Raw genomic sequence first — 14,788 nt, forward strand, 5'->3', positions numbered from 1 at the left:
GATTTTTTAAAAGACAATATAACTTTTTTAAGTATTATAAACTTTATTTTATATTTTTACTCTCACTAATTAAATCTATCGAGTTATGAATTTTTGTAAAATACTCAAATGCCTTTATTAGTCCTAAATTTAAGGAGTCTTTGTCCGGTCTGTGAGTGCCTGGAATTCTTGTATAGTTTAAAACGCCATAAAACTCTGCTGAAAAATTGTCTTTAAAACAGTCATAAAAGTCAAATAATTCATCTGATTTGGCAAACATCCCAAAAGTAAGTTGTCTATTAAGTCCTCTTAAGTTTATTTTTTTATTAAGATCAAGATTAATAACCAAAGGGTCAATACAAGGATTAATTACTATTTTAAAAATTTCTAATCTTTCTAAACTCATTGTGTAGTATCCACCCAAACTATGACCTATTACAATATCTATATTTTTTGATAATTCATTTATTTTCAAAATTGTTTCATCATAATTTAATAGATTGAAATCTGGTGCGATTATTTTAGTTATTGCAAAATTACTTAAAACTGATTTTAGATTATTTGCGGTTGTTCCATTTCCCGAGCTATTAAAGCCATGAATGATAAGAACTCTTTTTGATTTTAAATCATCTAAACACTCTTTAAAGTTTTGCATTTTATATTTTCTTTCTTTAAATTTTAAAATTTAAATTAATCATATTTTAAATTTATTTATTTTTATCTCACCACTTGAAATATCAATATAATAAAACAAATCTTTTTTTACTTCGAGTCCGGCTAGATATCTAATAGCCAAATTTGCTTCAAGCCCAGCAGCCATCATGACAATTGGGCACGCAATTCCAGTTGGCTTTATCCCTTTTTTATCAAATGCATTAAACTTAGCTTTATCCATAAAACAAATTTGAATAAAAAACTCCTGAACAGAAGTATAAATCCAAGGAATTTCTAAATCTTTAGCAAATTTATCTATCAAAACTCTAGTTTCTAAATTATCAGTTGCATCTAAAATAAGATCAAACTTAACATTATTTTTTTTTATAAACTCTTTAAAATTTAAAATATGAGAAAAAACTTTAACGCCGTTAAACCTACTTTCAACCACGCTTTTAAAAACTTCTGCTTTAAATTTCCCCTCATCATCTAATTTAAATAAAATTTGACGATGAATATTTGAAATATCGACCTTGTCAAAATCAACAACGTGAATTTCTCCAATCCCGCTACTTCCAAGTGAAAGACCGAGCGAGCTTCCAAGCCCACCACTACCAATTATTAAGATTTTTTTATTTTTTAAGCTTTCTTGAGTTTTTTTGCCCCAAAGCTGAATTTGTCTTTTAAAATAAGCACTTTCGAAATCACTCATTTTTAAAGCCTTTTTTAGCTAAAATTTCTCTAAATTTCCAAAATTTCCTCTGAGTTTTTAACTCATTTTTTGAAAGTTCAAAAAGTAAAATTCCCTCTTCTTCATTTAACTTGCTACTTATTATTCCATTTGGAGTTACAGCAAAACTTTTTCCATAAAACTCACAAACTTTTTTATCAAATTTAGCCTTTCCAATACGATTTGCTCTTAAAACATAGACTAAATTTGTAAAAGCTTTTGTTTTTAAAATTTCTTCCCATCTTTGGTTTGAGTCAAAAGTCCCAGCTGTTGGCACTAAAACCACATCAACATCTTTTTTTAGTAAATACTGCCAACAAATATCAAAATGAGTTTCAAAACCCATTAAAACTCCAAATTTGAAATTTTCGTGGTTAAATACAGGCAAATTTAACTCTTTTACATCATTTAAAAAAAACTCTTCCTCATTCCAATGATCATAATTTATTAAAAAATTCTGCTCAAAATATCTATATGAATTTGGAGAAAATTTAGCTACACCTTTTACAAAACCTTTATTTTTTTTTGTTATAAAGGGTGCTATTATGGTTGTATTGTATTCTTTTGCAAGCTTGATAAAAAGCTCTTTTTTGTGTAAGATTTGTTCATTAATAAGACTTTTTGGCATTTTTAAAAGCTCAGTAAAAAAGCTATTTAAAACATATTCACCCAAAACAACAAGTGATGCACCGCTGTCTTTTACAATTCTCATGTAATAATCAATTCGCCCCTCACTCATCGATAAAGTCGGGAGCTGAATAATACAAATTTTACTCATCACTAATCTCAGTAATTTCAAGTTTTGCTTTATCCAAAATTTTAGAAGTTTGTTTTAATAAACTTAAAGCTTCTTTGTAAATTTCAACGCTTTTTTCTAAACTTAAATTTTCATCTTTTAGTTTTTCAAGTAAGCTTTCAAGCTTTTTTACTTTATCTTCAAAACTTTCAATTTCATCTATTTTTTCACTCATTTAACGCCTTTTTTATATAATTTTCAAATTTATCACACTCTACTAAAAACGCATCGTGCCCATAACTGCTTTCAATATTATAAAACTCACTTTTTTTGCCAAGATCATTTAATGCATCATAAATTTCTTTCATCTCATCTGGCATAAAAAGCATATCGCCCTTAAATGCAATTAGTGTAAGCTTTGCTTTAACATTTGAAAGTGCATCTTTTAAATCATCATAATTTCTTGTTGAGTCAAATATATTCATCATTTTTACAATATAAAGATAGCAAAGCGGGTCAAATTTTTTGGCAAAATTTGAAGCGTTATACTCCATATATCTATCTACTTCAAATCTTCCTTTAAGCTCGTAAAGTCCATCTGTTGCAACATAGTTTCTTCCGAATTTCATATCTGTTGATGAGGGACTTAAAAAACTTATATGCCCTGCCATCCTGCCAACTTCCATGCCAACAAGCCCGTGTTTTGCAACTAAATTTTTATCGTAGTTTCCATTATCAAAAATAATATCATTTAAAATACCATGAATTGCTATTTTATTAAAAGCTATTGCCCATGCTCTTGTTGCATAAGTTGAAGCAAGCATTACAATTCTATCGCTAAAATTTGGATGGTCAATCGCAAAGCAAAGCGCTTGCATACCACCTAAACTTCCACCAACCACAGCATGAGCTTTTCTTATACCAAGCCTTGTAAAAAGCCTCATTTGTGCATTTACAACATCGCTAATTGTAAGAACAGGAAATTTTAGTCTATATTCTGCGCCGGTATTTTCATCTATACTTAAAGGGTTTGTTGAGCCAAATGGACTTCCTAAAATACTTACACAAATTACAAAATATTTTGTTGTATCTATTGTTTTGTTATCGCCAATAAGCGTGTCCCACCAACCTGGCTTTGCATCTCCATCATACCGACCTGCAGCATGACAAGAGCCAGTTAGAGCGTGACACACTACAACTGCGTTAGTTTTATTTTCGTTTAATTTTCCATAAGTTTCGTATTTTAACTTAAACGATGATAAGATACGACCGCTTTCTAAATGAAGCGGCTCGTTAAAATACTCTAAATTTGTGCTTATTTTCACTAATGAACTTTATAATTTGGTGCTTCTTTTGTTATAACAACATCATGAACATGACTTTCTTTTAGACCTGCTGTTGTTATCTCTACAAATTCAGCCTTTTCTTGGAATGTTGGTATATCGATACTTCCGCAATATCCCATAGAGCTTCTTAGTCCTCCTAAAAGCTGAAAAACAACATTTTTTAAAGTTCCTGCATAAGGAACTCTTCCCTCAATTCCTTCAGGAACTAATTTATCACTTGCAGTTCCTTCTTGAAAGTACCTATCAGCACTTCCTCTAGTCATTGCTCCGATTGAGCCCATTCCACGGTAAAGTTTATATTGTCTTCCTTGGAATGTTATTAAATCTCCTGGACTCTCATCACAACCTGCAAGCAAACTTCCTATCATAACAGAACTTGCTCCTGCAGCTAAAGCCTTTGCAATGTCACCTGAGTATTTTATACCACCATCTGCAATTACAGGAATATCATATTTTTTAGCTTCCTCGGCGCAATCACTAATAGCTGTAATTTGTGGCACACCAACTCCTGCTACTATTCTAGTGGTACAAATACTTCCAGGTCCAATTCCAACTTTTATTGCGTCCGCCCCAGCTTTTGCAAGATCTGCTATACTTTTTGGATTTGCAACATTTCCAACTATAACATCAACATCTAAATTTGATTTTAATTCTTTTAAAGTATTTATTATGTTTTTAGAGTGCCCATGAGCTGAATCAAGCACTAAAACATCAACACCTGCATCAACTAAAGCTTCTGCTCTTTCAAAATGTCCTACGCCAATAGCAGCACCAACAATCAATCTTCCATATTTATCTTTATTTGAGTTTGGATACTCTATTCTTTTTTTAAGATCTTTTATTGTGATTAAACCATCTAATTTGCCGTTTTCATCAACGATTGGAAGTTTTTCAACTTTATTATTTTTAAAAATCTCTTCTGCATCATCAAGTGTGCAGCCTTTTGGAGCTGTTATAAGAGGCGCTTTTGTCATTTTATCACCAACTAAAGCAGTAAAATCAGTCTCAAATCTTAAATCTCTATTTGTTAAAATTCCTATTAAAACCCTATCATCATTTACAACCGGAACTCCTGAAATTCTATATTCACTCATTATATCAAGTGCTTCTTTTATAGTTGCATTAGGTTTTATGAAAATTGGATCTATGATAACACCACTTTCACTTTTTTTAACTCTTTTTATCATTCTAACTTGGGTTTTTATATCCATATTTTTATGGATTATTCCAATTCCTCCAAGTCTTGCCATCATAATGGCTGTTCTATACTCAGTTACTGTATCCATAGCAGCACTAATTAGTGGAACATTTAAGTTTATCTTTTTTGTTAATCTTGATTTTAAAACTATATCTTTTGGTAAAATTTCTGAATATTGTGGCATTAAAAGCACATCTTCAAAAGTCAAAGCTTTTTTTACTATCCTCATATTTACTCCTTACTTAAATTCTCTAAAACTAACCCACCATTTAAAACATTTTCATCATCAAAGGCTTTTCCTAAAAGCTGGGCACTTATACTAAGTCCCTCATTTGTTTTGCAAACTGGAACTGAAATAGCTGGAAGTCCTGCTAAATTTGCACCAACTGTGTATAAATCTCCTAAATAAACTTTAAGTGGTTCTGTAATGCTTCCAAATTTATATGGCAATGTAGGAGTTACTGGACTAAAAATAAGATCGGCTTCATTAAAAACCTCTTCATACTCTCTTCTTATAAACTCTCTTGCCTTTTGAGCTTTTACATAATATGCATCATAATATCCACTACTTAAAACGAAAGTTCCTAAGAGAAGTCTTCTTTGAACTTCAGCTCCAAAACCTTCAGCTCTTGTATTTGCATAAAGCTCATGTAAATTTTTAGCCTCTGCACGTCTTCCATATCTTACACCGTCAAATCTACTTAAATTTGCGCTTGCTTCAGCATTTGCAATAATATAATAAGCTGCAATATCTATATTGGCATTTGAAAACTCTTTATAAACTATCTCATGTCCGGCTGATTTTAGTTTTTCAATTGTTTTTAAAAGAGCATTTTTTATTACTTCATCAGTATTTTCAATATAATTTTTAATAACAGCAATTTTTAACTTTTTGTTTGGATCTAAATTTGTAGGCTTATACTCGCCGTTGTAGCTTGTGCTATCTTTTTCATCATGTCCTTTTATGATATCGTATAAAATAGCAGCATCTTTTACATTTTGAGTAATAGGCCCAATTTGATCTAAGCTACTTGAGTAAGCCCCAAGACCATACCTACTAACTCTTCCATAAGTTGGTTTAAAACCAACACAACCACAAAACGCAGCAGGTTGGCGGATACTTCCACCAGTATCACTTCCAAGTGCTGCTATTGCTATACCACCTGCAACAGCTGCTGCACTTCCACCGCTACTTCCACCTGGAACTCTTGAGTTATCAAGTGGATTTAGAGTTTTTCCATAAAAAGAAGTTGCAGTTGTGCTTCCCATAGCAAACTCGTCCATATTTGTTCTTCCAAAAGGACAAATTCCTGCATTTTTTAGCTTTACAATTGCTGTTGCATCGTATGGCGCGATATATCCTTGAAGTATTTTTGAAGCACTTGTAACGCTCCAACCTTTTACTTGGATATTATCTTTTATCGCAACTGGAACACCATCTCCACTTGTATTAATTTCTGAATCTAAAAACTGTTCAATATAAGCACCTAACTCTTTTTTTTCTTTTATTTTTTTTGATAAATCTTGTTTTAAATTTTTTAACTCTTCGCTTGATAGTTTTAAAGCAGCTTCTAAACTTATCACTTATTCTCCTTAAATTTATTTACAAATACCACACCAATTACGGTTAAAACTATAAATAATAAAAAAGTTATAATTAAAACACTATTTGGCAAAGGCTCACTAAACATTTTCCATCACCTTATTACACCTTGGGCAAAGCTCATCTTCTTTTTGTGCGTTAAATTTCCAGCATCTTGGACATTTGTGTAAATTTGATTTTACAATTCTAAAAATCTCATCATCAACTTTAAACTCAGCTAAGCACTCACCACTTTCAAGACTTCTTACCTCACTTACTAAATACCAATCAACTATATCTTGCATATCGTGAGATAAAACTTCATTTGAGCTTGTTTCAAGTGCAATTTCAAGTGTAGATTTAATAATTTTATCTTTTTTTAGACTATCAACCATCTCAAAAAATTTCTCTCTTGAGGATATAAAAATTTCATCTTCTGTTTTAAAATCATAATCAAGCTCTTCATATAAAAGATCAAATGCATCTGATTTTCCATTTTTAATAATATCTGGTGCAAACTCCATAACCTCATCTACTGTGTAAGTTAAAGTTGGAGCAATTAGTGGTAAAAGACTTCTTGTAATTATTACCATAACGCTTTGAGCACTTCTTCTTCTAGCTGAGTTTATATCATCACAATATAGTCTATCTTTGCAAATATCTAGATAAATTCCACTCAAATCAGCATTTAAGAAATTTAAAAGCTGGTTAAATCCTTTTGAAAAGTCATAGTTTTTAAACGAATTTTCAACATCTTTAAATGTTTTTGAAGCTTTTGTTAAAATCCACTTATCTAAATTTGTAAAATTTGAAGTTTCAAGCTCTTTTAAATCACTAACATTTGCAAGTAAAAATCTTATTGTATTTCTTATTTTTCTATACTGTTCGCTAACTTGTTTTAGTATCTCTTTTCCAATTTTTAAATCACTTGAATAATCACTCAAACTTACCCAAAGCCTTAGAATTTCAACACCATACTCTTTAATAATTTCACTTGGCAAAATAACATTTCCAACTGATTTACTCATCTTAGCACCGTCTTTATCAACTGTAAATCCATGTGTTAAAATGGCTTTATAAGGAGCTTTTTCATTGATTGCGCAACTTACTAAAAGAGAGCTTTGAAACCAGCCACGATGTTGATCACTTCCTTCTAGATACATATCAGTTGGATAACTTCCAGCATCGTATTCGCCGCTATTTAAAACAGCATTCCAAGTTGAGCCACTATCAAACCAAACATCTAAAATATCCATAACTTTTTCTAAATTTTCAGGTTTGTATTTTGAATTTTTTGGTAAAAGCTCACTTATTTCAAGTTCCCACCACGCATCGGCTCCGTGAGTTTTAAAAATTTCATAAACATTATCTAAAATTTCACTATCAAAAATTGGCTCTTTTGTGGATTTATCTCTAAAAAATGCGATTGGAACTCCCCACTCTCTTTGTCTTGAAATACACCAATCAGGGCGATTTTCTATCATTGATAAAAGACGATTTTTACCAACTTGTGGATAAAATTTTATATTATTATTTATCTCATTTATCGCAACTTGTCTTAAGGTTTTACCACCAAGTTTTGGCTCATCCATAGCTATAAACCACTGTTTTGTTGCTCTATAAATTACAGGCTTTTTAGTTCTCCAGCAAAATGGATAAGAGTGCGTAAATTTACTCACACTTAATAAATTTTTACCTAAAATTTCAACTATTTTTTCGTTTGCCTTAAAAATGTGCATTCCAACAAGCTCATCAACAAACTCATCTTTTATAAGTTTTTTTGATTTTAAAGTTTCATCAAAACAGCCGCCATCATCAACTGGCATTAATACTTCAATGCCATATTTTAACGCTGCAAAATAGTCATCTTCACCATGTCCTGGAGCAGTATGAACTAGTCCTGTTCCTCCGTCCATTAAAACATGCTCTCCTAAAATAAATCTTGATAATCTATCATTTAGTGGATTTATCGCATATAAATTTTCTAATATTTTTGAGTCAAATTCTTTTAAAATTTCACCTTTTGTAAGGTTTTTAGAAATTAAAACTTCAAGTAAAGGCTTAGCAAAAATATAGCCCTCTTTTGTAACCACATATTTTTCATGTGGGTTTAGAGCAATTGCTTGATTTGCTGGAAGTGTCCATGGAGTAGTAGTCCAAATAACGGCTTTTGCATTTTCAACTCCAAGTTTTTTATTTGCCTCATCTGTTAAATTAAAGCTTGCATAAAGACTATAATCCTCTTTATCTTTGTATTCAACTTCAGCCTCAGCTAAAGCTGTTTTAGCAGCCCAGCTCCAAAAAACAGGCTTGCTTCTTTCAATCAAAAGTCCTTTTTTAGCAATATCACAAAGGTTTTTATAAATATCAGCTTCAAATTTAAATTTCATAGTTAAGTATGGATCACACCAATCGCCAATAACTCCTAAATCCTTAAACTCATCTCTTTGAATATCAACAAATTTAGCTGCATGATCTCTACAAAGTTGTCTTAACTCTTTTTTTGAAATACTATTTTTTTTATCACCTAAACTTACCTCAACTTGCTGCTCTATCGGAAGCCCGTGACAGTCCCAGCCAGGAACATATCTAATTTCATCGCCAAAAAAATAGTGTGTTTTTAAAATAATATCTTTTAAAATTTTATTTAACGCATGACCTATATGAAGATGACCGTTTGCATAAGGCGGTCCATCATGAAGTGCAAAAGACTTTAAAGCATTTTGTCTTTTAGCTTTCATTTTATCATAAACTTTTCTTTCTTCATACCATGCTTTTAGTCTTTTTGGCTCGTTTGCTGGTAAGTTTCCTCTCATCGCAAAATCTGTTTTAGGCAAAAAAAGTGTGTCTTTATAATCCATTTAGTAAAACCTTCCATTAAAAATTTTCAAATTTTACCTAAGAAGCGCTGAAATAATAATAAAATAGTTAAACTAAATTTGATATAATCACTAAAACTTGTGAAAAAAGGAGTAAAAAATGAATGATTTACTTTTAATTTTAGGTGATGATATAAAAATAAATACTCCGTTTTTAAATTATATTTTTAAAAGCTATATTTTAAAATTTGGCGAACTTGGCGATATAAAATTTATAGATAAAAATGATAAAAACATTATTGAAAATATTATAAATTTAAGCAAAATTTATAAATATATAACTATTTTTTCAAGCGATGAAAATTACCATTTAATTGCTAAAATTTTAGCTAGTTTAAATGATGATTTATTAGAGATTAAATTTGAAGATACACTCACTCCATCTCTTGCTATAAATTCCAAAGAGGGCAGTTTTTTGGTTAGTTTGAATGATTGCGATATAAATTTAGTAAAAGCAAATCCGCTAAATAAACTTCCTGAGTTTTTAATTAGAAAAAATAACTTAGATCTTAAATTTTACATTTACGGATTTAAATTTGAGGATGTGGAAGCTGTTTTTAAAGAGTTTGAAACTAAATTTAACACAGAAATTTCAATTACTAGATATAGCAATTTTATAATTTTTGCAAAAGCTATAAGTAAAAAATTTAGTGATTTAAACGGGCTTAGAGATGAGCTTTTAAATACTTTTATAAATAGAGTAATTTTTGAAGAAAATTTAGCAATGTTTATTGTTAGTAGGTTAAAAAATGCTAAATTAAAACTAAGTTTTGCTGAGAGCTGCTCATGTGGTTTAATAGCATCAAAAATAGGTGAAATAAGTGGCGCTAGCCAGGTGTTTGATGGTTCACTTGTAACTTACTCAAACGAGATAAAGCATCTTTGGCTTGATGTTAGTAATGAAACTTTAAACGAATTTGGAGCTGTTAGTAAAGAGTGCGTTAATGAGATGCTAAAAGGTGTTTTAAAAGCTACGGGGGCTGATTTTTCTATGGCAATAAGTGGTATTGCAGGACCTAATGGCGGAAGTGAGGATAAGCCTGTTGGAACTGTGATAATTGGAGCAAGTAGCACAGAAAAACAAATAGTTGAAAAATTTTTTATAAAAGGCGATAGAAACTATATAAGAAATGAGAGTGTAAATATAGCTTTTAGCCTTCTTTTGGAAGTTGGAAGCGAAATATTTTTAAACTAAAGGAGATAATATGAAAAAAATTTTAATGATTTTAATATGTTTAAATTTTGGCTTTGGTTTTAATACAAAAGATGCAAACGAAAGTATTGATAATCTTGCCTATAAAAGTAAAATTATGGGGGAGCTAATAAACAATTTTTTAATTCAAAATCAGCCAAAAGTTGAGGCTTTTAAAAACGAGATGATAAAATCTTTTTTTGATATAAATAATAGCATAAATAGTTTTGGAAATGAACTTGGAAATGAACTTTTAAAAATGCAAAAAGAGTTTTATAAAAACTTTAGTGATAGTGATTTTGAAAATTTAAAAAATAGCTTTTTAAATAGTGACAATACTAAAAGCACTGTATTTATAAAAAATACTCAAAAAAGCATTTCACTAGATGAGATGAAACAAATCATAAATATAAATCCAAATTTAATAACTTCAGCTAGTTTGATAAACGAAAACGACAACACCGAACTAAATTTAGAAGGAAATGAAAAACTAACTCAAAATGAATTTGAAGAAATCGCTAAAAAAAGTATTGAAATAATAAAACAAAATCATAAAAATATTAAAACAATTAGAATATATTATTTTAATGAAAAAAGCAAATTTAGTAAATTTTATAAAATAAACTAGCTTTACTCTTTTGCATCAGCCAAAGTTAGTCCAAAAAGCACATTTATACCTGCTTTTTGGCAAACTTTAAAAGCCTCTTTCATAGTTGAGCCACAAGCAGGATACTTATTTTTAAAAATTTTCATCGAAGTTATCATATTGTAAAAAAATAAAATATATTTTTAAAACTAAAACTATATGCCAAAAGCAAAATGCTTTTGAGTTGTCATTACAATTACACATTGAGCTTTAATTTTTTACTACTTTTACTTATTCTTTTTCTATTATTTCTTTTAATTTTGGTTCTAATCTTGAAATTATTCCAGTAACTAGAGCATTTCCCATCATAAAATATCTATTTCTTTTAGACATTGTGTTTGTCCAATTTGGTGGAAACATTTGAATTAGTTCACATTCTACTGGTGTTAATATCCTATATTTGCTACTGTCATAAATAATATGAGATGACCTATTGATGGTTCCCTCACTAGTTAGCATGGTTCTTGCCGGCTCTTCAAGATTTTCTGGAAAAGACATATTTCCTTCTGTATAAATATATTTATGACCATTTGATGATATGCGCTCTAATTTTTTTGCACCTTTTAAATATTTCCACTTTTTAAGATTTTCATCTTTTATTATAAATTCTTCTAAATCAATATTATAAGAGCTTGCTTTTTCTATAACTTTTGATAGAGGATATTTTTTTTCAACAATAGGTTCAATGCTTGTGTGAATAATTTTTCCGCCAAACATAATTCCTGCTTCCATAAATTTTCCATTAATATAATTATTAGATATATCTAATATATTTTCATATGCATTTAAATCTATTTCTTTTGCTTCTATTGTATGTTTAATAGGAAAAATTTCATTAAAAATATTTATTTTATTTAAGATTGGCTCTTTGTTTTTTAAGGAAATAGCAAATTTGGTGCTATTTTTATATGCAAAAATAAATACTCTTTTTCTTTTTTGAGGCATAGAGTAATCTGCTGCATTAATAACCCTCCATTGAACATCATAACCCAATTCATCAAAAGTCTTTAGCATTATTGCAAAATCTCTTCCTCTTCTAGAGGCTGGAGATTTTAAAAGTCTGTCGACATTTTCCAATAATATAAATGGTGGTTTTTTTTCCAAAATTACATCTTTTATATCCCAAAATAAAACACCTTTTTTACCTTCAATTCCCATTTCATTTGATAAAGACCTCGCAACAGAATAATCTTGACAAGGAAATCCACCAACTAAAAGAGAATGATTGGGTATTGTACTTTTTTTAACTTTATTGATATCCAGATTTGAATTATCTTCTTTTCCAAATCTAGTAACATAACATTCAAAAGCAGGTTGAATTTTTGTAGATGGCTCATATTGATTTGCCCACACAAAATCCCACTCTCCATTTTCTATTGCTCTTCCGTTTTTATCAAAAGATTTAATATGATTTAAACCTACTCTAAATCCTCCAACTCCAGCAAATAATTCTACTACTGTTAGCTTCATCTACTTTATATCTCTCATTTAAATATCTTTTACAATCTTAGCTATATAATCATTGTTAATAAAAAAACATTGATTTGTCATTTTATCCCCATTAGGTAACTCATCCATATCACTTTCTTTTCCGCTTCCATATCTTTTACCACCTATTAAATATGAGCTTTTATTAGCATGAGGTCTTAAATGAAATATCTCTGTGTCATTTTTCTTTGGTAAGTCATTTTCTATTATTAGTTTTCCATCTTTTTGAGTTTTTAATTTAAAATTTACACCTTCTGTAAATTTATTTTTATATAAATTCCATTCACGTTTTCCTGTTGTTTCAAGCTCCTCAATTGGCATATTCCAAAACTTTGAACCTGAAAGTATATATTTGCCATATTCATTTAATTTAAAGACTACAAGCAAAAATCTCGTTTCTTCAAAAAATTTATACTCATAAGAATCTTCAAAATCCTTACTAATAAATTCCTTTATATTAATCTTTGGAAACGACATGCTTTCTTTAGGTTTTTCTTTATTTTTTTCTAATCTAATCGTTTTTATTACTATATTTGCTTTCTCAAATTCTTCAGAATTGTTAGTATGTACACCTAATATTAAATTAACCAAAATTCTATTTTTTTGTTTGGGTTTTGAATCAGCTGACAAGTTAAATTCTTTGCATAATTCATCTACGCTCCATCCCTTGTATTTATTAATTTTTTCTAATACTTTTTTATCAAAACATCCATTTTTTAATTCATTTTTTTTAAAAATAGAATCATAGTTCATAAGACCAGATTTTACATAAGAGTTTAAAATATATGTCATATATGATTGTTTAAAAGAAAAAGCTCTTCTTTTAGCAGGCACTTTACAATTTTTATCTTTATCTTCATAAAATTGCGATTGTAAACTTTGTTTTGCTGTAGAGCCTTTTGTGCAAGCTCCTAAATATCTAGTATCGCTTTCTGATAATTCATGAGCTTTCCCAGAAGTTATTTTATTAACTATGGTTTCATAATCTTCTAATATGATTTCCAAATCTTTTTTACATAAGTCGCTATATAGCTCATAAAGATTAACAAAATCAATTTTATATGTTATTCTATCTACCTCTTTAAGGCGACAATACCAAATTATCAAAATCTTACATATTTTTTTTTCTAAGTGAGAACCTTTAAATTCAGTATCAATGGGTTCATTATTAGGAATCATTGATATAACTAACCTCTCTCCTGCCCTTAGACCCTTTTTTGTTTTTTCATAAGGTGTTGTTTTTAGTTCCACTCCAGCTTTTTCAAAGTCAGGTTCAGGACTACTATTTGGCTTATAAAAAAAATAATGTTCTTCAAGTAAATTTCCAAGGGATCCCTTTTTTTTAGGATTATTATAAGCCTCTACTTCTTCATTAAAGTCATATTGTTTTGAGTTTTTTATGTTTTGTTCTAGAATATCCAAAAATTTTAATCCTATTAATTTTTGAGCATATTCTAATATCTTGGTTGGATTAGTATCATCATATGGTAAATTATTCATTCCTACTCCATTAAATATTAATTATATACAGAAAATAATTTGTAATCAATTTTCATTATGTTAAAGAAAAATAAAATTAACATCATTACTCTTTTGCATCAGCCAAAGTTAGTCCAAAAAGCACATTTATACCTGCTTTTTGGCAAACTTTAAAAGCCTCTTTCATAGTTGAGCCAGTTGTTATCAAATCATCTACCAAGATAACTGGCTTATTAATTTTTTTTAAAATTTTAAAATCTCGCTTGTTTTGAAGTCTAAATTTTAAACTTTTTCCACTATATTTGACATCAGAATTTGCTCTTAAAGCATTATAAACTGGCTTTATTTCGCTTGAATTTAGGGCTTTTGCCAAAATAGCAGTATGAGAATAATCACTTTTAATATTATCATCCAAAGGAATTGCTAAAATTTTTTCATTAAATTTAAAAGTTTTAGCAAATTTTGTAAAACTTAATTTTGCTAAATTTTTATAGATAAAAACTCCGTGTAAATGATGCTTTGAGTGAATTAAGTTTTTAATATCACTATATTTGTAAAACGAATAAACCTTAAAGCCGTTAAATTCTCTTTTAGATAAAGTGTGTTCGCTAAGTATTTTTTTACAACTTTTACAAAAAGTTTTTATACTAAGGCATCTACAATTTAAACATCTCATTTAGGCTTAAAACTCACTTTTTTCTTAAATTTGTTATGCTCTTGCCACCAAGTCCATAATTATCAGTATCAATTTCTTCTATTATGACAACGATTGAGCTTTTATTTTTACCTAAAACCTCATTTATTAAAAGTTCTTTTTGCTCTTTTGTCGGCTCATTATTTTCTTTAGTAACACAAATTTTAACAAATGGCATAATAATT

15 protein-coding genes are annotated in these 14,788 nt (G+C 29.2%); 2 read left to right on the forward strand and 13 right to left on the reverse strand.

What is annotated here, in order from left to right:
- Nucleotides 1-43: 43 nt before the first annotated feature.
- The 8 genes from HMPREF9309_RS00845 to ileS all read right to left on the reverse strand — a co-directional run bounded on the left by HMPREF9309_RS00845 (nt 44) and on the right by ileS (nt 9,086).
- Nucleotides 44-634, reverse strand: coding sequence for a YqiA/YcfP family alpha/beta fold hydrolase (locus tag HMPREF9309_RS00845; RefSeq protein WP_016646022.1), 591 nt, complete (start codon nt 632-634; stop codon nt 44-46).
- Nucleotides 635-673: 39 nt separating this feature from the next.
- On the reverse strand, nt 674-1,345 hold the full coding sequence (locus HMPREF9309_RS00850; RefSeq protein WP_016646023.1) for a HesA/MoeB/ThiF family protein: 672 nt from the start codon (nt 1,343-1,345) through the stop codon (nt 674-676).
- Nucleotides 1,338-2,141, reverse strand: a complete 804-nt coding sequence (locus HMPREF9309_RS00855; RefSeq protein WP_016646024.1) for a carbon-nitrogen hydrolase family protein — start codon at nt 2,139-2,141, stop codon at nt 1,338-1,340. The genes HMPREF9309_RS00850 and HMPREF9309_RS00855 overlap by 8 nt, the downstream gene beginning before the upstream one ends.
- On the reverse strand, nt 2,134-2,334 hold the full coding sequence (xseB, locus tag HMPREF9309_RS00860; RefSeq protein WP_016646025.1) for an exodeoxyribonuclease VII small subunit: 201 nt from the start codon (nt 2,332-2,334) through the stop codon (nt 2,134-2,136). Before xseB ends, HMPREF9309_RS00855 begins: the two co-directional genes overlap by 8 nt.
- The gene (gene metX, locus HMPREF9309_RS00865) at nt 2,327-3,424 is read right to left on the reverse strand and encodes a homoserine O-acetyltransferase MetX (RefSeq protein WP_016646026.1); all 1,098 of its coding nucleotides are present in this window, start codon (nt 3,422-3,424) and stop codon (nt 2,327-2,329) included. The genes xseB and metX overlap by 8 nt, the downstream gene beginning before the upstream one ends.
- Entirely contained in the window at nt 3,424-4,872 is a 1,449-nt protein-coding gene (guaB, locus tag HMPREF9309_RS00870; protein ID WP_016646027.1) for an IMP dehydrogenase, read from the reverse strand. Before guaB ends, metX begins: the two co-directional genes overlap by 1 nt.
- A 2-nt stretch (nt 4,873-4,874) precedes the next feature.
- Nucleotides 4,875-6,227, reverse strand: coding sequence for an Asp-tRNA(Asn)/Glu-tRNA(Gln) amidotransferase subunit GatA (gene gatA / locus HMPREF9309_RS00875; protein WP_016646028.1), 1,353 nt, complete (start codon nt 6,225-6,227; stop codon nt 4,875-4,877).
- A gap of 99 nt (nt 6,228-6,326) precedes the next feature.
- Complete coding sequence (gene ileS, locus HMPREF9309_RS00880; protein WP_016646030.1) at nt 6,327-9,086, reverse strand: isoleucine--tRNA ligase; 2,760 nt, start codon at nt 9,084-9,086, stop codon at nt 6,327-6,329.
- A 118-nt stretch (nt 9,087-9,204) separates the two neighbouring features.
- Here ileS and HMPREF9309_RS00885 point away from each other — a divergent pair, with 118 nt between their 5' ends.
- Together HMPREF9309_RS00885 and HMPREF9309_RS00890 are read left to right on the forward strand one after the other, a co-directional pair.
- Complete coding sequence (locus HMPREF9309_RS00885; RefSeq protein ID WP_016646031.1) at nt 9,205-10,299, forward strand: CinA family protein; 1,095 nt, start codon at nt 9,205-9,207, stop codon at nt 10,297-10,299.
- Nucleotides 10,300-10,309: 10 nt separating this feature from the next.
- Nucleotides 10,310-10,924 carry a hypothetical protein gene (locus HMPREF9309_RS00890; protein WP_016646032.1) on the forward strand — a complete coding sequence of 205 codons (615 nt, stop codon included), beginning with the start codon at nt 10,310-10,312 and terminating at the stop codon, nt 10,922-10,924.
- A 2-nt stretch (nt 10,925-10,926) separates the two neighbouring features.
- On the opposite strand, the gene HMPREF9309_RS09195 is transcribed toward HMPREF9309_RS00890, so the two are convergent.
- From HMPREF9309_RS09195 to HMPREF9309_RS00910, 5 genes are all read right to left on the reverse strand, one after another.
- On the reverse strand, nt 10,927-11,049 hold the full coding sequence (locus HMPREF9309_RS09195) for a hypothetical protein (RefSeq protein WP_269208082.1): 123 nt from the start codon (nt 11,047-11,049) through the stop codon (nt 10,927-10,929).
- 124 nt (nt 11,050-11,173) lie between these two features.
- Entirely contained in the window at nt 11,174-12,412 is a 1,239-nt protein-coding gene (gene dcm, locus HMPREF9309_RS00895; RefSeq protein ID WP_016646033.1) for a DNA (cytosine-5-)-methyltransferase, read from the reverse strand.
- Nucleotides 12,413-12,430: 18 nt separating this feature from the next.
- Complete coding sequence (locus HMPREF9309_RS00900; protein WP_016646034.1) at nt 12,431-13,930, reverse strand: Sau3AI family type II restriction endonuclease; 1,500 nt, start codon at nt 13,928-13,930, stop codon at nt 12,431-12,433.
- An 85-nt stretch (nt 13,931-14,015) separates the two neighbouring features.
- Nucleotides 14,016-14,585 (reverse strand): ComF family protein, encoded by a 570-nt coding sequence (locus HMPREF9309_RS00905; protein ID WP_016646035.1) that lies wholly within the window; start codon nt 14,583-14,585, stop codon nt 14,016-14,018.
- 13 nt (nt 14,586-14,598) lie between these two features.
- A complete protein-coding gene (locus tag HMPREF9309_RS00910; RefSeq protein WP_016646036.1) occupies nt 14,599-14,781 on the reverse strand; it encodes a 2-hydroxymuconate tautomerase family protein in 183 nt (60 codons plus the stop codon).
- Nucleotides 14,782-14,788: the final 7 nt, after the last annotated feature.

The sequence above is a fragment of the Campylobacter ureolyticus ACS-301-V-Sch3b genome, assembly GCF_000413435.1.
GTDB classification, from domain to species: domain Bacteria; phylum Campylobacterota; class Campylobacteria; order Campylobacterales; family Campylobacteraceae; genus Campylobacter_B; species Campylobacter_B ureolyticus_A.